The sequence below is a fragment of the Microbulbifer sp. ABF4_148 genome (assembly GCF_056158985.1).
On record NZ_JBSWUI010000001.1, the window covers coordinates 2,961,969 to 2,982,163 of the forward strand.

Genomic DNA, 20,195 nt, shown 5'->3' on the forward strand with positions numbered 1-20,195 from the left:
CCAATAGCGTCTCTGTATGCAACGAGGAATCGCCCCTGTCGAGTGGACGGTGTGTGACTTGCGCACTTGCCTGCTTATACTTCACTCCTGACGCCTATCCCAGGAACTGGAACCTGTCGCCCCAGCGCAGCGGGCGTTTTAAATATCAGGCCGACCGTTGATGGCTTTCGCATTGATCCGGTATAGATCCATCCTATGTCAGAAGAAGTTTCGAGCCTTCAACACCTGCTGGAGGACGTCGCGAAGCACAACAAACGCGTTTCCATCGGCATGGTCCTCGACGCAATGGGGGAACGGTCCTTCGGTCCCGTTCTGCTGTTGGCCGGGTTGATCCTGTTTTCGCCACTCTCCGGAATCCCCGGCATTCCCACAACCATGGCAATACTGGTACTTCTGGTGACCGTACAGTTGTTGATGGGGCGGCACCACATCTGGCTTCCGGAAATCATTCTCAAACGCTCATTGTCACAAGGCAAGGTGGTTACGGCGCTCCGCTGGATGGATCGGCCGATTCAGATTGCAGATAGGCGGCTGCGACCGCGCCTGAACTTCCTGGTGAAAAAGACCGGGAACTATGTAGTCGCGATCGTGTGCCTGCTCATCGCGCTCGGTTTACCCCTCATGGAAGTAGTGCCATTTTCGGCAACGATCGCCGGCGTAGCGCTCACGGCCTTCGGTCTCGCCCTGGTCATCCACGATGGCGCGCTCGCCGTGTTTGCGTTGATTTTTACCGGACTCGCCTTTGCCACCATTTTTGTGAGCCTTGGCAACCTTCCCTCCTGACCGCGGTTTTGCGGTCTCCAGTCACTCTACCTCACACCCTGTGATATCGGGCCCTGTGAAGTTCTCATCTCCAGACCGCAGTTTCCCGGCAGCCCCTGCAGAACCCCCTTCCAGCAAAGGATCCGCCAACTCAAATAGGAAATTTGCGAATTATCAAAAACACCTATATAAAAATATTTTGATATAGATTCAAATCTGTACACTGCATCTAAGGCTTAAGGCGGGTGGTCCGCTCAGCCGTTTTATGTGCAAACGAAGGTAAAGGGATCTATGTCTGAATACGTTATTTTTACTTCGGAATCTGTGTCCGAAGGCCACCCCGATAAAATGGCCGACCAAATTTCCGATGCCGTACTGGACGCCATTATCGCTCGCGACCCGCAGGCACGGGTTGCTGTAGAAACTGTGGTAAAAACCGGTCTGGCAATGCTGGCTGGCGAAGTCACCACCAGCTGCTATGTCGATCTGGAAGATATCGTGCGCGATGTCATTACCGATATCGGCTACAACAGCTCTGACATTGGTTATGACGGCTCTACCTGCGCCATTCTGAATGCGATTGGCAAGCAGTCTGTCGACATTAACCAGGGCGTTGACCGTAAAAAGCCGGAAGATCAGGGTGCCGGTGACCAGGGCCTGATGTTCGGCTATGCCACCAACGAAACCCCCGACCTGATGCCCGCACCAATCTACTACTCGCACCGTCTGGTGGAGCGTCAGGCCTATCTGCGCAAAAAAGGCATCCTGCCGTGGCTGCGCCCTGATGCAAAAAGTCAGGTGACCTTCCGCTATGGCGAAGACGGCAAGCCGGCAGCGATCGACGCCGTCGTCCTGTCCACGCAGCACGACCCCGAGATTTCCCAGGAAGACCTGCAAAAAGCCGTGATGGAAAACATCGTACTGGAAGTACTCCCGCAGGATCTGCTCCATGAGGGAACGCAGTATCACATTAACCCGACCGGCAACTTCGTCATCGGTGGTCCAGTCGGAGATGCGGGCGTTACCGGCCGAAAGATCATCGTGGATACGTACGGCGGTATGGCCCGTCACGGTGGTGGCGCATTCTCCGGAAAAGACCCTTCCAAAGTAGACCGTTCCGCTGCCTATGCAGGCCGCTATGTAGCTAAAAATGTGGTTGCCGCGGGTCTCGCCGACCGCTGCGAAGTTCAGGTTTCCTATGCAATTGGTGTCGCGGAACCGACATCCGTGTCCGTCAACACCTTCGGCACTGGCAAGGTCAGCGACCAGGAACTGATCGAGGCCATTCGCAAGGTATTTGACCTGCGCCCTTACGCGATTACGACGGTACTGGATCTGGAACACCCGATGTACCAGCTCACTGCTGCCTACGGGCATTTTGGTCGCGAGCCATTCGAACACACCTACAAGTGGCGTGAAAACGGGGAAGAGAAGAGCCAGACCTTTACTGCGTTCACCTGGGAAAAAACGGATAAGGTCGAGGCACTGAAGGCGGCTCTGAACAGCTGAAACAGCCTGCCCTAACCCTTTTAAACATGTATTTAATGTGCCGGGCCGCGAAGCTTCGATAACTGCCCGGCACAAACAATAAGGAATTACCATGAGCGGTTTTACCGACTACAAAGTAGCGGATATCAACCTGGCCGAATGGGGCCGTAAAGAAATCGATATTGCTGAAGGTGAGATGCCGGCATTGATGGCATTACGCCGTAAATACAAAGATGCCCAACCGCTTGCCGGCGCCCGCATTATGGGCTGCATCCACATGACCATTCAGACCGCCGTGCTGATCGAGACTCTGGTAGAGCTCGGTGCAGACGTACGCTGGTCTTCGTGCAACATCTTCTCAACTCAGGATCACGCTGCTGCGGCAATTGCGGCCGCCGGTATTCCCGTATTCGCCTGGAAAGGCGAAACCGACGAGGAATTCTGGTGGTGTATCGAGCAGACCATTCTGTCCGAAAAGGATGGCAGCGAAGTCTGGGATGCAAACATAATCCTGGACGATGGTGGCGATCTGACCCAATTGTGCCATGAGAAGTACCCTGCCCTGCTCGACAATATCCATGGCATCAGTGAAGAAACCACCACGGGCGTGCATCGCCTGCTCGAAATGCTGGAAAAAGGCGAGCTAAAAGTTCCCGCGATCAACGTGAACGATTCGGTTACCAAGTCCAAGAATGACAACAAGTACGGCTGTCGCCACTCGCTCAACGATGCCATCAAGCGCGGCACCGACCACTTGCTGTCCGGCAAAAAAGCCCTGGTCATTGGCTACGGCGATGTGGGTAAAGGCTCTGCGGCCTCCCTGCGACAGGAGGGCATGATTGTCAAGGTGACCGAGATCGACCCGATCTGTGCGATGCAGGCCTGCATGGATGGCTTCGAAGTGGTTTCTCCATATAAAAATGGCATTAATACCGGTGAACTGGCCGATATCGATACCGACCTGCTCGGTACCACCGACCTGGTTGTCACCACCACCGGTAACGTCAACGTCTGTGACGCCGCCATGCTCCAGACCGTCAAAAGTGGCGCTGTGATTTGTAATATCGGCCACTTCGATAACGAAATTGACACCGCATTTATGCGCGAGCATTACCGCTGGGAAGAAGTAAAGCCGCAAGTGCATAAAATCTATCGCGGCGATTCGAACAAAGATCATCTGATCCTGCTTTCCGAGGGTCGCCTGGTCAATCTCGGTAACGCCACTGGACACCCCTCTCGCATCATGGACGGTTCCTTCGCCAATCAGGTGCTGGCCCAGATTTATCTGTGGGAGAAAAAGTTCGCGGATCTTCCGGCGGCACAGAAGCAGGAAAGCCTGTATGTGAAGGTCCTGCCGAAGAAACTGGACGAGGAAGTTGCCAAGGATATGGTAGAGGGCTTCGGTGGCGTGATCACCAAATTGACTACTACCCAGGCAAAGTACATCAACGTCGATGCCGAGGGTCCGTTCAAACCGGAAAGCTACAAATACTAACCGGTCACAATCGGCACTTGGAGGAGCAGACCATTCAAGTGCCGAATGCTGGTCAAAAAACAACCCATCTTGTTGGGCCTCGAGCGAGGCCCTTTTTTGGGGCTTTTCTTCACTCCAACCTACCCCATGCACCTCGCCTCAGCAGGACGAAATTTGAGGACTTACCGCGGATTGACAAATCTCAAATTTGGGCCGGTTTACCCTAAAAGACATATTGATAGTACTTTTTAGCCTTGATAGCTTTATGGAGGGCTTTTTAAAGACCTTCCGTAAGGTACGTCAGCAAAGGGACATTGGATCACTCGTGGTTCGAACCTTTGCCCTTGAGGTTGTTGCCAACCATACGGAGCCAACTCAATAAACATAATTGAGCCCATGTATCTTTGGAGGGATATATGTACCGATTCAAGCAGCAACCTCTCTACACTGCAATTCTGGCCGCAAGCTTTTCCACCCCTGTTCTCGCATTATCTGACGCAGAACAGGAGAACACCGTCACTTCTGCCGATAGCGGCCCCGTTCTCGAAGAAGTCACCGTAACCGCCCGTAACCGGACCGAGACCCTGCAGGAGATTCCTGTGGCCATCAATGCCTTCTCGGCAAAAGATATCGAGCGCTCGGGCATGCAGGACGTGCGTGACGTCGTACGCAATTCACCCGGCCTTGTTTACGATTCCTCCGGCACCATGGCCACCGGCTCCGTCACTATTCGCGGTATGAGCCAGCCCGGCTTGATCGGTGACGATACCAACGTGGCAGTATTTGTGGACGGTGTCTACATGTCTGGCCGCGCAGCGTCCTTTATCCCGATGATGGGGCTGGAGCGCGTGGAAGTCGTCCGCGGACCGCAGTCCGCCATCTATGGTCGCAATGCCTTCTCCGGTGCGATGAACTACATCACCCGCAAGCCTGGCCAGGAATTTGAGGCAACGACTGAAATCACCGCCGGCGCCGAGGGTCAGCAGGGCATCAAGGCCAGCCTGGCCATGCCACTGGGTGACAAATTGGCATTCAGCGTGGACATGGTGGATTCCGAGAGCGGATCCACCTTCGAGCAGGGCGATACCTATCTGGGCGCTATCGACAACGAGTCACAGCGTGTACGCGTGCTGTTTACGCCGCTCGACAACCTGGAGTTTGACTTCTCTGCGACGCACGTCGACATGCAGGAGCACCACAACGCCGGCTACGAAATAGCCAATAACGCCGAGCATCCAGCAGAAATCAATACGGCCCTCACGGGCGGTGCCCCCTTCCTGATTCCCGGCGTACATTACACACCGGGCATCAATACACTGACGCCTGCCGGAATGGCCGCTGTCACCGGTGCCCCGACCGCTTACTACGGCGAAGCCGTTGCCGCCGACCCTGATGGATTCGCGGGCAACGCATTCGGTGTTACCAACAAGTCTGATCGCTTTAACCTGACCTCCACTTTGGATCTGGACGGGTTCACGCTGACTTCCATCACCGCAACATCAGAGACCGAAACCCGCTCCCTGCAGGGCTTTGCCAATGCCTACGCGGGCGCGACCATGGTGTTTGCACCGGTGATTCCAGTAGACACCGGTTTTGGCCCGGTCACGCCGACCGAGCTGATGCCGAACTACATTACTTCCCTGGCTCTGGGTCCGACCACAACCGCTTACCTGCTGGGTGTGAATGCCTATAACTATGGCGGCCAGCCAAACGATGACCGTAAGGAATTCAGTCAGGAATTCCGCATCCAGTCCAATGGCGATAGCCCATGGCAGTGGAGTGCTGGACTGATGTATGCGGATATTGAACTGGATCAGTGGCTTACCTCCAGTGCCCTGCCCGCCGATAGTGGCAACCCGGCGGTGGATGCGATCAATACTGCTTCTATTCAGTCGTCTATTCTGGCATTGACCGAAGATGGCCAGCCGCAGCGGATTACCCAGACCAACCACAGCACCGAGGTCCGATCCGTATTCGCTTCTGTCGCCTACGACGTGACCGATCGCCTGAATGTTGGCTTCGAGGCGCGCTACACCGAAGAAGAGAAAATCGCAGACAACGTCCTGCACTTTACCGGCGCCGCCGGCGTGAGTGAAGGCAGCTGGGACTGGGTGTCTCCCCGTCTGATCGCTACCTATATCTTTGACGATTATACGAACTTCTACATGAACGTCGGCAAAGGTACCAAGTCTGGCGGTATTAACGGCGGTACCCCGATTGAGTCGGAACAAACCTACGCACCGGAAACCAACATCACCTACGAACTGGGCGCAAAGCGCACTGTTCTGGATGGCCGCGGCTACATGAACATCGCAGCTTACCGGGTTGACTGGCAGGATCAGCATCTGCGCACCTTCTCCCAGTTCAGCAACGGAGCGACGATTCCGTCAGCCATCGTAACCAACCTGGGTGAAGTGGAGATCAACGGGGTTGAAGTTGAGACTGCTTTCCAGATCAGCGACAGCTGGGCTTTCCATGCCGCGTATACGTTCAACGATGCAGAGGTGAAAAAGGGCTTCCAGAGCGTGTCATTCGGCCTGGTCGACTATGAAAACATGGATCTGGATGCGACCCCCTACCCCTTCTGCTTCGCCGTTGCGGGTGGTGGCTGTGAAGTAATGAGCAATCTGATGGTGTCCGATGGTGACCTCTCCGGTAAAGAGATGATCAACAACTATCGTAACACCTTCAATGCGGGCTTCCGCTTTAGCCACTTCATGGCCGGCGGAACTGAGCTCTACGCGGACTTCAGCTCGGTGTGGAAAGATAAGCGTTATATCAACACCGTGAACACGCTCTGGGTTGATTCCCACTGGGATGTCAACTTCCTGGCGGGCGTAGAAAGCGAAAGCTGGTACGGAAAGCTGTCCGTCAAGAACGTTCTCGATGACGACACGCCTTCCAGTGCTTATCGTCCGTACATCTGGACACAGCAACAGGCTCCGGCGATTGTTAACCGGATGGGACGTATGACCAGCGTATCGCTTGGCTATCGTTTCTAAGGGCGCCATCCCCATCGAAATACCCGCTTCGGCGGGTATTTTTTTGCCCTAACTTTCCCCTCCTGTGAACGCCCCCGTTCCGGCCAAACAACGAGCCCTCCTGTCCTTCCTCCTCATATCTCGTGCCAGCTGAGCATCGGCCGCAGCATTCTCTCGCTTGCTAACACTTCGACAAGACAGGATCCGATACGCACTAACCGCAACAGACGCTCGATGATCTGGATCGATCCAGCATCGCGAAACAGGCGCAGTGAAAATATCTTAGAACAAAGTAAGCGCTGAATCGCAGGCAAGCAAACCGGAGAAAAACTGAGGAACGCAAAGAGAGGGAGAGGTAGGAAGAGAAGAAGATATCAAACCGGGCAGCACGCAGTATGCCGCCCGGTGGAAACATCAGGCGGGCGTCAACTCCGTAAGTATCTCTTGATGCTGCGCAGCCTTCAGGCGAGGACCAAACTGAGAAACGACCTTGCCAGCCGCTTTGTTGCCCAATGCGGCGGCGGTGACCAAATCCTGCCCTTTGGTGATCGCATACAGGAAAGCGCCCGCAAACATGTCGCCGGCACCATTGGTATCCACCGCTTTGACGGATGAGGAAGCGACCCGCTCCACCCGATCGCCTTCACAGACCAGGGCACCGTCAGCACCGAGGGTTATCGCAAAGGTATCCGCATAGCCTCTCAGGCGCTCAACCGCTTCATCCAATGACTCCGCACCGGTGAAGCCCAGGGCCTCTTCCTGGTTACAAAACAACAGATCAATACGACCGCCCAGCATCTCTTCCAGGCCATCACGGAAAAACTTCACGATTCCGGGATCGGAAAGGCTCAATGCCACTTTTACGCCGGCTTGCTGCGCCAGCTTGCGTGCCTCGATCGCCGCTGCACGACCAGTTTCCGAGGTCACCAGGTAGCCTTCCAGGTAGACATATTCGGACGCCGCAATCGCTTCCGGGTGCAACTCCGCAACGGAGAGCGTTTCACTGACGCCCAGATATGTGTTCATCGTGCGTTCGGCATCGGGAGTGATCATCACCAGGCATTTGCCGGTATCACCCGCTTCGCGTGACAATTCACGATGGTAGTCGACACCTGCATCCTGAAGGTCACCGAGATAGAAATCACCATTCTCGTCGGCAGCCACTTTACAGCTATAAAACGTCTTCGCGCCGAAATAGCTGGCCGCAATGATGGTATTGGCTGCAGAGCCACCGCTCGCGCGCTTTGCTGCAACCAGATGCCCTTCAAGCTGCGACACCAGCTCGTTTTGGCGATCGCTGTCGACCAGTGTCATCAGGCCTTTCTCAACATTCAGGGCATTGAGATCCTGATCCGATACCTCAATTTCCGTATCCACGAGTGCGGCACCCACACCATAGACTTGATACTTACTCATTCATTTTCCTCTCGGTGAAGTGCAGTTGCGCCTCTCCACATGGGGTGATCGGCCGTCACCAGTTTGACATAGCAATGGCCGGCAAAACGTTCGGGGACGTCCAACGGCGTCTCGAGCATCGGCAAGCGCACTTGCCCTTCGTCCGTAACCTCGACAGGAGATTTCAGCCACTCAGGACCCTGCTCAACTGCGGTCAACACAGGCTGGAGCGTATGTCGACTACCGAGCAGACGACGCTCCAGCGGCTGGATAAGCGATGCCAGATTGCCCCCCTCGCCGCCATAAGCCGCCTGCAACGCAGCAGAAGATTTCAGCTTGAGCCACACTTCGCCTGTAGCCCGGCCGTCCAGGTCGAGACAAACCAATGCATGGGCCTGGATGACCCCTGCGGTAAATCCAGGCTTGCTCAGGATAAAGGCAGTGTAGCTGTCCGGATTATAGTCAGGTAACGGGGCCTGGTCGCGAAAACACTGATCGAGACGGTCGAGCACCGACAGATCAGCAGAGTCCCGATAGACCTGCACCTGGATCTGCCCGGGACCTATTTCGGCACCCGGGCTGAGACGCATCTGCAACCAGCATACGTGGGACCGAAGTTCCTCATCGTTCATCACGGACTGCATCGGCACTGATTCCATAATCAACCAAACTGATTACGCAGGGATTCCGCTGCGAGACACATGGATCTCAGCTTACGGAAAGCAAAGTCGCGTTCCAGGAACCACATCCCACAGTCCGGCGCCAGGCTGATGCGCTCCTTGGGAATCACTTCCATCGCATCAATAATCAGCTTGCGGACTCCCTCGATTTCCTCAACTTCACCCTGCGGGTCCAGGTTGAGGACACCGATGGCAACGGCCTTGTTGCCGACCGACTGCAAGAAATCAGGGGTATGCCCGGGTTGTGCGTATTCAGTATGGATAGCGTCAATATCAGACTCCGCGATGAGCGAAACCGCCTTCGGATAGATCGGACTCGGCTCCTTGAGCGCGATGTTCTTAGAGTATCCGTAGCAGACATGCACTGACGTCATACAGTCGACGCCACGAACCATGCGATTGATCGCCTCCACCGCAAAGTCCTGGCACTGACTGTAGCGGAAGTGTACTTCCGGCTCATCGATCTGAATCAGGTCTACACCGGCAGCAGCGAGCGCTTTCAGCTCCTGGTTCAGTGCATCCGCAATTGCAAAGCACAATTCCGCGTGATTCGGGTAAACCCCCATATCGACAAGGCGATAGGACAGCGTGACCGGGCCAATCACGGTAATCTTACTGCGATTGGTGGCATAACGCTTGAGGAACGGAATATCGCTGACCACCATCGGACCGGGCCACTGGATCTTCTCTCGCACAGCCGGAAACAGAACCTTCATCGGCTCCTTTGGCTTTTCATCTTTCTCCAGATCGGCGCCGATATTGGTCGCCTTCTGCTTCATCTTGAGATATTCCGTAATATCATTATGGAAGTTAGTGAACTCTTCCGGCTGCTCCTGATCAATCCCGTTCAGATTGTAGAAGTGACCACTGAAGGTCTGCCGACGCACTTCGCCATCCGTTGCAAAGGTTATACCTGCGAGATTCTGATCGTAGATCGCAAGGCGCACCGCATCATCAATTGCCTGAGGCAACAGATCCTTGTCCACATTCCACCAGGTGCCCTCTTTCTGGTATACCTTACTGTGGTCTGCCAGCCACTGGGGCTTAACATAGCTCCCGACCAACTGGGTCGGGAATAAATCAGTCTTCCACATAATCAATTACCTCATGCTGCCTAGGTAGGGGCTTTGATAACCCGCTGTTAATCTGCCGCGCTCACAAAACGGTTGTGATCTTCAATCTTCGGGAGGTCAGCCGCAGCCACTCCCTGCCACTTGTCACCTTCTTCGGGCAGCATGACCGGAATGCCGGCAACCATCGGATACTGACGACCACAATCGCCACACGCTAACCAGCCCTCTTTTGCTTCACTCAATACACCTTTGTCCTCTGAGGTGCAGTGCGGGCAACGGAGAATATCGAGGTAATCTTTGGTTTTCATTTATTGCATCTCTTATTAATTGTTGAGCGAATCAAGCCTGAACAGCGTCAGGAATATCCAGATCTTCACGGGCGGAGCCTTGTAGCCCCTCGATCGTGACACCACGAACCACCAGGAAGCTGACCACCACCATCAATGCCTGAAGAACAAAAATCAGTGCGAACGCGATATTTGCCGTCAGCCACTGGCTTTCGACCAGTGCCGAATACAAAGCCCCGCTGACGGTAAATGACAGGAACAGACCAATAACCTGCGCGAGACTCCATAGGCCAAGATACTTACTCTCTTGCCCTTCAACGGTCATATCGGCCATGAAACTGATGGATGGGAATACCAGCAAGCCCAGAGAGAAAGCACTGAAGCAGTACAGGGCATTAAACAAAGTCAGGTTCTGCAGCCAGGATGCCCAGGCCAACAAGGCGAAGCCGAGAATTGACAGGGCGGCGCCCACAGCCAGCAGCTGTTTGCCAAAGTCCATTGGCAGGGTTTTGTCGCCATCGGTCGACAGTCCGGCTGCCTCCTTGGCAGCGCGACGCTTTTTCGCCATCACACCGACAAAGATTCCACAGGCCGCCATGCCAAAGGTCTGGATACCGTTGTAGAAACGCTGATAGATGGTTGACTCGCCCGCGGCCATACCGAACAGGTCATACGCCCAAAGCTCTTGCAACATATCCTGCAGGAACACAGACAGCAGGGAGAAAATGATAAAGACAAAAAACAGCAGCGCGTGACGGTTGTAGCTAAGCACCGCCATGGACTCCTTCATCGGCTCGAGCAGTTTTACCGGCTTCGGCGGATTGACCTTAATGTCGTTGCGTTGTTCAGGGGTCAGGCGGGTTTCCAGTTTGATCAGACCAAGAATCGTAATGCCGATCATCACCACAGGGGACAAGTTGTAGAGATTCTGCATGGCTTCCAGGCTGTACTCTGGCATCAGTATGGCAAACACCCATGCCCAACCGGCCATCGCAAACGCCTGTACCGTCCAGGTCAGCGTCACAACTCTGGAGCGACTCTCTTTTGTGGTGACATCATTGAGCAGATCGAGGAACACATTGGCCTGCATCGCAATACAGATACCAAAGGCACAAAACAGCAGGAAACAATAGAAATAAGCAACGGTGCTACCTGACTGCATATCTACCAGGACACCCGGCATCAACGGAAAGGCAAGGCTGCCCAGGAGGGTACCCAGAATCATATATGGCGTGCGGCGATAGCCAAAGATCGGCCAGCGCTCACACATCCGCCCGATAATAGGCTGAATCGGGCCAAACAACGTGTACACACCGATCAATAGAGAGATAATCGCGGCCGGAAGGCCCATTTCAATTATGGCGACGCGGTTAAAGCTCGTCACCACCATACAGAAACTCCAGGCGATGGCGATTTTTTGCAGTGTAAACTGCAACTTGGCCTGTCCTTCACTGACTTTCATTGCGCTATACCCTTTTTATTATTGGGGGCTCAATCAGCCCATATCCGCAGCCATCGCATTGCTCAGGCCATCTTTACTAATGGTTTTCCGGAAACCTTCCACATTGACCTGCCACAAGAAATACAGGCTCAGCAAACTGATAATCCCTTCGGCAATAAAAATCGCCCCAAAGCCATCGGACGCGCTCATCAATCCACTCTCGATCAACGATGTCACCATCTGGCCCCCGGCAATGGAAGCGAGGCCGTTGGCAAAGGCAATTGCCAGCCCCCAGAGACCGATGTAGGCACCGCGCTCCCGGTCTGTAGTGAATTCCATCATGCTGGTGAGGGTTCCGACCAAAGCGAATCCATTGAAAAACCCGAATGCCACCAGGGAAAAGTTCACCACCTCTGCGGAGGCCTGATAGGCGCCGTAGGCGAGACCAAAAAAGGAGAGCACAATTCCGCTAATACCGAAGGTAATAGCAGTGAGCTTGGAAATCCCGCCACGGAAAACCAGCGCTCCCATCATAAACATGCCGACGATCGCCCCTGCACCCCAGATCTGCTGGAATCGTCCGGTTTCACCCACGGTCATATTCAGCACTTCCGCACCAAATACCTCGAGGATGTTGTCCTGCAGGCTGTAACCGAACATAAACAGGAAGATAAACAGGAAGAAATTGCGCACCGTCGAATTGCGAACCACATCGACCGCAAAGTCTTTCAGGCTGCCGTGCTCTTCTGCCTCGAGTTTGGAGCCGGCATCGAGTACATCACCTTTGCCAACCCGACGCTCAACACCGATCAATCCCAACAAGGTCACGATCGCGACGACAGGAATCGATAGCATGTAGAGCGAACGCATTTTCTCTTCGTCGTATTCCGGCATATAGCTGCGAATAAACTGCAGAGAAGCGATCATGCCGACAATCAACATTGTCCAGATAAGGGCGGTGACGAGTCCCCTGCCCCGCTCGGGAATGACCTCGGCAACAAGCGCCAGATGATTGGCGCCCGCCATCGCAAACCCGATGCCAAAGAACACCAGCACAATAAACGCAATCACGTAGGTCACGTACGGGAAGTTCATCCCGTAAAACTGATCGGGCGTTTGCGACATCGGCACGACAATATAAGGCAAAGCGGCTACGGCGATGGCCGAGATCACCATTCCCATAAAGACATAGGGGCTGCGGTGAAAACCAAATATCGGCACCCGATCCGAAATTCGCCCATAGATCACCTGGAACGGAGACAGGAAATGATAGAGGCCCAACAGCGTGGTAATAACGACAGCAGCAATACCCAGCTCGTAAATGGCAATTCGATTGAAGTTGCTGCTTAACAACGCGAATAGCCATCCGGCAGCCGCCCTGGGAAGGGTTAGCTGCAAGGCCCTCACGACCAGTAATAACTTTTCCATTCCGCCCCCTGCTTTTCTAGTTTTGTCTTACTTACCGCCCATTCCGGCGATGGGGTACAAATGGAACTCCCACTTTACGTCTTCAACTTGATGGATATCGCCGAACTGTTCCTCAGCCCAGGGGCGCACCTTGGCCATCAAGGCATCAATTTGCTCACGGGTCAGGCTCCAGGTTTCGTTGTGAACACCCTGCTCCATTCGATCGAGAATCTGCGCAACAGAAACTTTCTCAACCCACTGGCAGCCCACTACCGGCCGGGACATTTGCCCGCCCAGCTTTTGAATTTCCATAAACAGCGCCGGGCCCGCCGCATCAGTCGGTACCATCTCCGGTGCGATATCCCCGGTAAACATGCGCGATTGACCGCGGAGAATGCCCACTTTCGACTCTTCGTCCAGGACGTCTCGACCAATGATGAACAGACCTTCCGGCTTCAGCACGCGCGAGGCTTCCTTCAGCGCTTCACGCCAGAATTCCACCTGATGCAAAACATTGGTGGTAATCACCGCATCAAAGGTGTTGGTCGCGAACGGCGTCTGCAACACAGTACCAACCGTCTGACGAGCAGGAATATTGCGATCTTCTGCTAGTTTCTTTGATGCCTTGAGCATGTGATGCTCAATGTCCATGGCGATCATTTTCGTATGCGCGGCAATGGGCACGGAAATCCGACCAGCACCACCACCAAAGTCCATAATGGTGGCCCCTTCTCCGACCAGCTCAGCGGCTGCATTACCGAGGGCTTCTGCTGCATCCAGCGGAATATTATTGATGTCGTTGTAGATCGCAGCCACTTCGACATAGGACATTTCGTTATACGCTTTGCTCATTGCCAACTCCCGGGCCATGTTTTTTGTTCTTGCTGAACCTTAACCCAATTCATTTTTGAAGAATATCGAAAAATTTTGATATAGCTTGCTTTTTTGATAAAAATCAATCAGTTGCAAGGGCGCCGAGAACGGATAGTTCGCTTTTGAACCCGCACCGTCCCGCGTGCTCCTTTCTTTATTCACAATCATCGGGCTTTGCCAGAGACGGGATTCAACCAAGCCCCCGACATATCCACCACGTAAGCACAGGTAGCCCCAAACGGGAATGTTAAAAGTCAATTCGATGGGGCTGCGTGCAGGGAAAGACAGGTACGATCAATGACCGATGGGTTTCAAAAAACTGGCGCAGTGGATACGGGTGATCATCGGCAACCACCCAAGAACTTCTATCGCCGGCAATTACCACCGGCTACTCAGGATGGAAAGCAATGGGCCTGTCGACAGCAGGCTCCAGGTGGTTAACTTCTCGTCACTCCACCCTTAGGCCCTTCGAGTAACCCACCCCTTTCGCGAGGAGCGCGAGCGCCAGAAAATCGTAAAGTCCATGCCAGACCATGAGTGGCAGCAAGGCCGGGTAAACCGCGTAGAGAATGCCCAGAACCAATCCGACCAGAAAGGTGGAGATAAAGTAACCCCAGGACAGCGCATGGGCCAGGCCGAAAACGAAGGCCGGCAGAAGAATAGCAATCGGAAGAAGTAAGAAACTGCCTAACCACGACTGAAGAAATCCCCGGAAAAATAATTCCTCAGCAAATCCTGCCAACAGTGCCACAACGGCTATTTGCCACCAGCGGAAACCCGCGAACACTGGCGCGATCCTGTCGAGCAATCGACGCAGCCTCTCCCCCACACCTGAATCTAAACGGAGGAGAGCACAAAGCAGACAGAAACTGGCTATTGCTGCGATGATCGCAACGAGTACGGAGCCCACTGTCTGTGGCGCCGCCAATCCAGCACCTCCCGACCAATAGAGAGGCACATCCAGAAGGATACATCCCAGTAGGGCCAATAGCACGAGGACCAACTCACTCGCCACCACGAGAAGAAAGATCCTGCTTCGTTCTCTGTCAGAAATGGACTGGCTTTGCATATCGGTTAGCGCTCCTCGCCGGAAAATGCTGTTATTGCCTGGTGATCATCTACCGATGCAGGGTCCTCACTGGTATGGCCGCTACTGGACATCTTTGAGACGTGCGCGCCCGGTGTGGGACACCATCACAAGCGCGAAACGCGGCCGCCCCAGATACTCTTCCAGCTTTAAGGCCTTTTCCTTGGGCGCAAAAAAGGCCTCTATACCGTAGCGTACGCCGTACTCTAACCCAGCCCGGTCATGGTCATTGCGCCAACCGGAGTCCCTGATGTCGGTAATCCTCCCCCGTAAATAGAATCCAGATTCCGGCTCGGTAAGAGAAGCCCCTTTTAACTGGTACACGCCATTGGGCGATGGCTCGAGTGAGACAAAGACACGTTCTCCCTCACGAATGTGTTTATCGGTATGGATCATACTGGCCGGAATACGGGAGATGACGTAGTCCAGGCGTGCATAGTTACCACGAAACATAGAGCGAGGATCAACCGGCACTGTCTCTAACCGAATCTCAGTGCCTGTCCATAACGGTACCTGAGCGCGCACATACATCCCCAGCAAAATCACTAACTGAAAAAAGATCGAGACAAACAGCGAAATTTTTAATGCCCTAGACATTACCCGCACTCCCACTGTCTGCTTCACGATTACTCCGCCAGAACTTTGCAGCGCCTATGAGCAGCCCCGCAAAAACAAGGAACAAGATCGCCGCTCCGATATAGTCTCCGATCAAGTCGATATAACGCAGGAGCGCAGTCAGTAAGAGAACCGCGACACCGAGGAAAAAATAGTGCGAGATACCATCCTGTACGCCTCTGACGATCAGCCAGATAGCCGTGACCACGAGACACAGATTACCGGCAACCTGAAATCCCGCTGCGAGCGTCGTATCCCCCAGAAATACCACGGCCGCCACGCTCCCCCACAGAAAAAGCGTTAGCACCAAACTGCTCAGCCAGCGGCCAGCCCTGGCGGAAAACAGAATGCCGGCTCCACCCAATAACCCCAGGGCGATCCACATACCCACCTGGTGGCGCCAGTCTGCATCCAGGAGCCAGCGCCAGGGGGTCTCAAAACTGAATACCAGCAAGATCACAATGCCAAATCGCAGTGCCCAGAGTGATATCACTGTTGCGTAGTCGGCCGCCGCAGACGCGTGACGCGTAGCGAGCCAATGACTGAAGCCCTGCAGGAACAGGAACAGCCCTGCGGCAACAACCAGGTTTTCCTCCCCCATCGTATACCGGAACCCCTGGCCGTCATGATGCCAGAGTGCTGATAGCGAGTACTCAAGCCAGAAGCCAGCACTGACGAGAAAAAACAACAGCAGCAGATTACTGGACGCACCGCGGAGAAGAACAAAAAGCATTGCAAGCAGGAACAGCGGGAAGAGTACCGGATAGAAACCGAAACTGACCTCAAGAAAGAACCAGATTAGCGCCAACACGCCCATCTGTAATGCAAGCCAGGGGTTACGTGTAATCAACACCACAGGGAAGCAGCCCAATGCCCACCACAAAACCCCATCGGGCATGTACTCTCCAAGATGATAGATCTGGGCGATCAGAATAATAGACGCCCCAAAAAGCAAGTTGCCCAGAAGGAACAGCCCTATCGCGCTGTTTTCGCGACCACTGACGTAATGGCGATAGGCAATCGATTGACAGACCGCCGTCACCGCAATCAGCCCGCCCATGCGCAGGGCCCGCGGTATCTCGTCCCAGTTCGCCCCAATCAGCGTGATCACCGCCAAGCCGATAAACAGATAGGCCAAGGCCAGCAAAACAGAGTAGGCATAACTCTGCTGGGTTCGGTCGCGATAGTCGATGCCGTACCGGGCGCAAATTGCGATCGCCTGATCCTCCCGAATCACACCATCGTTCACCCACACCGAGGCCTCGCGAGCCAGGTCTTGCTTGAAAAGACGCAGTAAGCGCATGAAATCTCCAGATACCTCGTCACCGACAAGCGCCCATGTTGGGCGCATCCCCCGGCGGGATCAAGCCCCTGCAATACGGTGTTGATCCAGCGCACTTTGCCCGGCGCGGGCTCACGGGCAAAAAAAAAGCGGCGGGAACCGTCGTTCACCACCGCTAGCTGGAGAGCGCTTGTCTCAAGCGCCTTTCCGAACACCGACTCCCTGGTGCTTCCCCATTGACTGACCTACCCCTTCATCCATTCCTATCAGGCTTACGATTCAACGCGTTCTGAGGGTTTCACACGGTGGAAAATCCCGTAGAACACCGGCACGGCCACCAGCGTCAGCACGGTCGCAAACCCCAACCCACCCATGATGGTCACGGCCATATCGGCAAAGAAGGCATCAAATAACAGAGGTGACATACCCAGAATCGTGGTAACTGCCGCAAGGAAAACCGGCCTCAGACGACTGACGCTCGCAAGCTCGATGGCCGTCAGACGGGGCAGCCCCGCGCGGGTCTGCAGTTGAATTTCATCCACCAGCACAACGGCATTCTTGATCAGCATACCGGAAAGGCTCAGCACCCCAAGCAGGGACATAAAGCCAAATGGCAGACCGGAAACGAGCAATCCAATCACGACGCCTACCAGACTCATGGGAACAACCAGCCAGATAATGATCGGCTCGCGAACGGTGCCAAACAGTAATACGGAGACCAGAATCATGATCAGGAAGCCGATGGGAAGCCCCTTGCCCAGTGACTGCTGTGCTTCAGCGGAACGCTCGAACTCGCCGCCAAACTCCATTTTGTAGCCGAGCGGAAGCTGAATGCTTTCAATCTGGGCGCGCACCTGCGCGAGCGCGGCCATCGGCGTCGTGCCTTCCGGGGCAGTTCCCGCAATGGTGATGGTCCGCACCCGATCACGCCGCTGGATCAAGCCCTCCTCGGTGGTGGTCTCAAAGCGAGTCACCAGCTGACCGGCCGGGATATATTGACGCTGATTGGGGCTCCAAACCAGACGATCCTGCAAGGCACCCAACTGGTTCCGATCTTCTTCCGGCAACCGGGCAATGATGGGAACAATGCGATCGCCGGTTTCGAAGACACCCACGCGGTATCCCGAGGTCGCATACTGAATTGTCCGACTCACGTCCGCATTGCTCACCCCGGCCACACGAGCGCGCTCTTCATCGAGCTTCGCAACAACAATGGGCTCGCGACCGCGCCAGTCATGCGTCACCTCTTGCAGCCCCTCCTGACGAAACTCTGTCTGAACAAGCTCGGCTATGCCCCGCAGTTTTTCGGCATCAGGTCCTGAGATCCGCACCTCCACATCAGCGCCGCCACCAGGTCCGAAGACCAGCCTGCGGAAAGTCACCAGGGCATCCGGATGCTGATCGCGAAGCACCTGGCGCGCCTCTTCAATGAGCGCCGGGATCTGATCACGCTCTTCAGCGCGAACGATCAACTGGCCGTAAGCCGGGTTCGGCGGCTCAGGCGCATAGGTGAGCATAAAGCGGTCCGCACCTCGTCCGGCCACAGCCATCACTGAGACCACACCTTCCTTTTCCTGGAAGTAGCTGGATGCTTCCTGCAAAGCGCGATCTGTCCGTTCAATGTCACTCCCCTGCGGCAGGAAGTAGTTCACGTAGAACAGCGGTGCATTGGAGTTCGGGAAAAAGCCCTGTTTGATCAGGCCAAAACTCGCGTAACTCGCAATGGTGACAACCAACAGGGCAGTCACAGTGCGGCCACGATACTTCAGCGCGCCGGACAACGCTTTGCGGTACATACGGTAGAAGCGGCCATCATAGGGATCACGGTCTTCGGCACCCGGTGCGACACGGAACAGGTGATAACCGAGATACGGCGTGACGGTAATGGCAAGAATCCAGCTGAGCAACAGCGAGATGCCGATCACTGCAAACAGTGAGAACAGGAATTCACCCGTCGCATCAGCAGACAGACCAATACCGGAGAACGCCATAATACCGATCACTGTGGCACCCAGCAGCGGCCAGAATGTCTGGCGCACCACCCGTCGGGCAGCGAACTCGGGTTTCTCGCCCTTTTGCACCCCCATCAGCATGCCTTCCGCGACAACAATCGCGTTGTCCACCAACATGCCCATGGCAATAATGAGTGCACCGAGTGAAATACGCTGGAGCTCGAGCCCCAACAAATTCATGATCAGCACCGTCCCGGTTACGGTAAGGCCGAGCACCACGCCAACGACAACGCCGGATCGCCACCCCATAAAGAGACAGAGCACCAGCGTGACAATGACCACCGATGAGACGAGATTGAACAGGAAGCCGTTTACACTATCTTCAACGACCCTGTGCTGCTCGTAGATCGGATACACGTCCACACCAAGCGGCAGCGCCTGTGCAAGCTGTGCAAGCTTGGCCTCTACCCGCTCACCGATCTCCACCACATTGGTATTCTTTGCTCCCGCGACACCCAACAGAATGGCAGGAGAGCCGTTGAAGCGCGCAATAAAGGATGGGTTGTTGTCGTAGCCGATGGTCACATCGGCGATATCACGAACCGCCAATTGCGCGGTCGAGCCCGGCACCCCAAAGCGGAGATTCTGGATTGATTCCAGATCGTTCGCCTGGTTGTCGACGACGACACGTGTGCGCAGATCCTTGCCTTCGACTTCGCCTACCTGCGGCACTGAACTCTCCGAGCGTAACAACTGGCCCAAATCGTCCAGTGAGTAGCCCAGCTGCGCAAGACGCGTCTCGTCCAGCTCAGCGAATGCCACTTCATCGATCACACCGGACCGGGAAACTTTGGCTACGCCATCAATCGACAGCAGTTCACGACGCAGGTACTTGGTAATTTCTCGCAGTTCGGTCGGAGAAAACCCCTCGCCCGTCACCGCATAGTAAATTCCGAAAACCTCACCAAAATCGTCGTTGACGACCGGCATCATCGCGCCGCGCGGCAAATCGCCGCGGGCATCGCGCACCTTCCGACGCAACTCGTCCCACACTTGCGGCAGCTCATCGGAATCGTACGTATCTTTGATCAGTACACGAATTTCGGACATGCCCGCACGGGAAGCGGAGGTCACCTTATCGAGCTGGCTCATTTGCTGAATCGCAACTTCCAGCTTTTCGGTCACTTCCTCCTCTACCTGCCGGGCATTCGCACCGGGGTATGCGGTAAACACCCGCGCCTCTTTAATGGTGAACGCCGGGTCCTCGAGGCGACCGATATCGCCGATCGCCCACAGTCCGCCAAGCAGGCAGGTCAACATCAGGAGCCAGCTGTACACCGGCCGTCGAATGAAAATATCGGAAATACTCACGATGATCCTCTCTCAGGCATGTACTCA

The 20,195-nt window shown here is 54.9% G+C and carries 15 protein-coding genes; 4 read left to right on the forward strand and 11 right to left on the reverse strand.

Annotation, left to right across the window (positions count from 1 at the left end):
• The first annotated feature begins 195 nt into the window (after positions 1 to 195).
• From ACXAD0_RS12980 to ACXAD0_RS12995, 4 genes are all read left to right on the forward strand, one after another.
• Positions 196 to 783, forward strand: coding sequence for an exopolysaccharide biosynthesis protein (locus tag ACXAD0_RS12980; RefSeq protein ID WP_475088902.1), 588 nt, complete (start codon positions 196 to 198; stop codon positions 781 to 783).
• A 270-nt stretch (positions 784 to 1,053) separates the two neighbouring features.
• Entirely contained in the window at positions 1,054 to 2,271 is a 1,218-nt protein-coding gene (metK, locus tag ACXAD0_RS12985) for a methionine adenosyltransferase (RefSeq protein ID WP_475088903.1), read from the forward strand.
• Positions 2,272 to 2,362: 91 nt separating this feature from the next.
• Positions 2,363 to 3,745 carry an adenosylhomocysteinase gene (ahcY, locus tag ACXAD0_RS12990; RefSeq protein ID WP_475088904.1) on the forward strand — a complete coding sequence of 461 codons (1,383 nt, stop codon included), beginning with the start codon at positions 2,363 to 2,365 and terminating at the stop codon, positions 3,743 to 3,745.
• Between the two features lie 395 nt (positions 3,746 to 4,140).
• Positions 4,141 to 6,726 (forward strand): TonB-dependent receptor, encoded by a 2,586-nt coding sequence (locus tag ACXAD0_RS12995; RefSeq protein ID WP_475088905.1) that lies wholly within the window; start codon positions 4,141 to 4,143, stop codon positions 6,724 to 6,726.
• A 393-nt stretch (positions 6,727 to 7,119) separates the two neighbouring features.
• Here the strand turns inward: ACXAD0_RS12995 and ACXAD0_RS13000 are convergent, their stop codons facing one another.
• The 11 genes from ACXAD0_RS13000 to ACXAD0_RS13050 form a co-directional block, all read right to left on the reverse strand.
• Positions 7,120 to 8,121, reverse strand: a complete 1,002-nt coding sequence (locus ACXAD0_RS13000; RefSeq protein WP_475088906.1) for an adenosine kinase — start codon at positions 8,119 to 8,121, stop codon at positions 7,120 to 7,122.
• Positions 8,118 to 8,744, reverse strand: a complete 627-nt coding sequence (locus ACXAD0_RS13005) for a hypothetical protein (protein ID WP_475088907.1) — start codon at positions 8,742 to 8,744, stop codon at positions 8,118 to 8,120. Before ACXAD0_RS13005 ends, ACXAD0_RS13000 begins: the two co-directional genes overlap by 4 nt.
• Before the next feature lie 17 nt (positions 8,745 to 8,761).
• On the reverse strand, positions 8,762 to 9,874 hold the full coding sequence (locus ACXAD0_RS13010) for a hypothetical protein (protein ID WP_475088908.1): 1,113 nt from the start codon (positions 9,872 to 9,874) through the stop codon (positions 8,762 to 8,764).
• A 47-nt stretch (positions 9,875 to 9,921) separates the two neighbouring features.
• Positions 9,922 to 10,161, reverse strand: a complete 240-nt coding sequence (locus tag ACXAD0_RS13015) for a Trm112 family protein (RefSeq protein ID WP_475088910.1) — start codon at positions 10,159 to 10,161, stop codon at positions 9,922 to 9,924.
• Positions 10,162 to 10,192: 31 nt separating this feature from the next.
• Positions 10,193 to 11,602 (reverse strand): BCD family MFS transporter, encoded by a 1,410-nt coding sequence (locus ACXAD0_RS13020; RefSeq protein WP_475088911.1) that lies wholly within the window; start codon positions 11,600 to 11,602, stop codon positions 10,193 to 10,195.
• A gap of 33 nt (positions 11,603 to 11,635) precedes the next feature.
• Positions 11,636 to 13,009, reverse strand: coding sequence for a BCD family MFS transporter (locus ACXAD0_RS13025; protein ID WP_475088912.1), 1,374 nt, complete (start codon positions 13,007 to 13,009; stop codon positions 11,636 to 11,638).
• Between the two features lie 27 nt (positions 13,010 to 13,036).
• On the reverse strand, positions 13,037 to 13,840 hold the full coding sequence (locus ACXAD0_RS13030) for a class I SAM-dependent methyltransferase (protein WP_475088913.1): 804 nt from the start codon (positions 13,838 to 13,840) through the stop codon (positions 13,037 to 13,039).
• A 469-nt stretch (positions 13,841 to 14,309) separates the two neighbouring features.
• The gene (locus ACXAD0_RS13035; RefSeq protein ID WP_475088914.1) at positions 14,310 to 14,930 is read right to left on the reverse strand and encodes a lysostaphin resistance A-like protein; all 621 of its coding nucleotides are present in this window, start codon (positions 14,928 to 14,930) and stop codon (positions 14,310 to 14,312) included.
• Positions 14,931 to 15,011: 81 nt separating this feature from the next.
• Positions 15,012 to 15,545, reverse strand: coding sequence for a GDYXXLXY domain-containing protein (locus tag ACXAD0_RS13040; protein WP_475088916.1), 534 nt, complete (start codon positions 15,543 to 15,545; stop codon positions 15,012 to 15,014).
• Positions 15,538 to 16,866 (reverse strand): DUF2157 domain-containing protein, encoded by a 1,329-nt coding sequence (locus ACXAD0_RS13045; RefSeq protein ID WP_475088917.1) that lies wholly within the window; start codon positions 16,864 to 16,866, stop codon positions 15,538 to 15,540. Before ACXAD0_RS13045 ends, ACXAD0_RS13040 begins: the two co-directional genes overlap by 8 nt.
• 251 nt (positions 16,867 to 17,117) lie before the next feature.
• A complete protein-coding gene (locus tag ACXAD0_RS13050) occupies positions 17,118 to 20,168 on the reverse strand; it encodes an efflux RND transporter permease subunit (RefSeq protein WP_475088918.1) in 3,051 nt (1,016 codons plus the stop codon).
• Positions 20,169 to 20,195 lie beyond the last annotated feature (27 nt).

Bases quoted from the DNA above. Each gene is read 5' to 3' on its own strand.
- ACXAD0_RS13010 (WP_475088908.1), bottom strand. From the start codon at position 9,874: ATGTGGAAGACTGATTTATTCCCGACCCAGTTGGTCGGGAGCTATGTT.
- ACXAD0_RS13040 (WP_475088916.1), bottom strand. From the start codon at position 15,545: ATGTCTAGGGCATTAAAAATTTCGCTGTTTGTCTCGATCTTTTTTCAG.
- ACXAD0_RS13025 (WP_475088912.1), bottom strand. From the start codon at position 13,009: ATGGAAAAGTTATTACTGGTCGTGAGGGCCTTGCAGCTAACCCTTCCC.
- ACXAD0_RS13045 (WP_475088917.1), bottom strand. From the start codon at position 16,866: ATGCGCTTACTGCGTCTTTTCAAGCAAGACCTGGCTCGCGAGGCCTCG.
- ACXAD0_RS13020 (WP_475088911.1), bottom strand. From the start codon at position 11,602: ATGAAAGTCAGTGAAGGACAGGCCAAGTTGCAGTTTACACTGCAAAAA.
- ACXAD0_RS12995 (WP_475088905.1), top strand. From the start codon at position 4,141: ATGTACCGATTCAAGCAGCAACCTCTCTACACTGCAATTCTGGCCGCA.
- ACXAD0_RS13035 (WP_475088914.1), bottom strand. From the start codon at position 14,930: ATGCAAAGCCAGTCCATTTCTGACAGAGAACGAAGCAGGATCTTTCTT.
- metK (WP_475088903.1), top strand. From the start codon at position 1,054: ATGTCTGAATACGTTATTTTTACTTCGGAATCTGTGTCCGAAGGCCAC.
- ACXAD0_RS12980 (WP_475088902.1), top strand. From the start codon at position 196: ATGTCAGAAGAAGTTTCGAGCCTTCAACACCTGCTGGAGGACGTCGCG.
- ACXAD0_RS13000 (WP_475088906.1), bottom strand. From the start codon at position 8,121: ATGAGTAAGTATCAAGTCTATGGTGTGGGTGCCGCACTCGTGGATACG.
- ACXAD0_RS13015 (WP_475088910.1), bottom strand. From the start codon at position 10,161: ATGAAAACCAAAGATTACCTCGATATTCTCCGTTGCCCGCACTGCACC.
- ACXAD0_RS13005 (WP_475088907.1), bottom strand. From the start codon at position 8,744: ATGCAGTCCGTGATGAACGATGAGGAACTTCGGTCCCACGTATGCTGG.
- ACXAD0_RS13030 (WP_475088913.1), bottom strand. From the start codon at position 13,840: ATGAGCAAAGCGTATAACGAAATGTCCTATGTCGAAGTGGCTGCGATC.
- ahcY (WP_475088904.1), top strand. From the start codon at position 2,363: ATGAGCGGTTTTACCGACTACAAAGTAGCGGATATCAACCTGGCCGAA.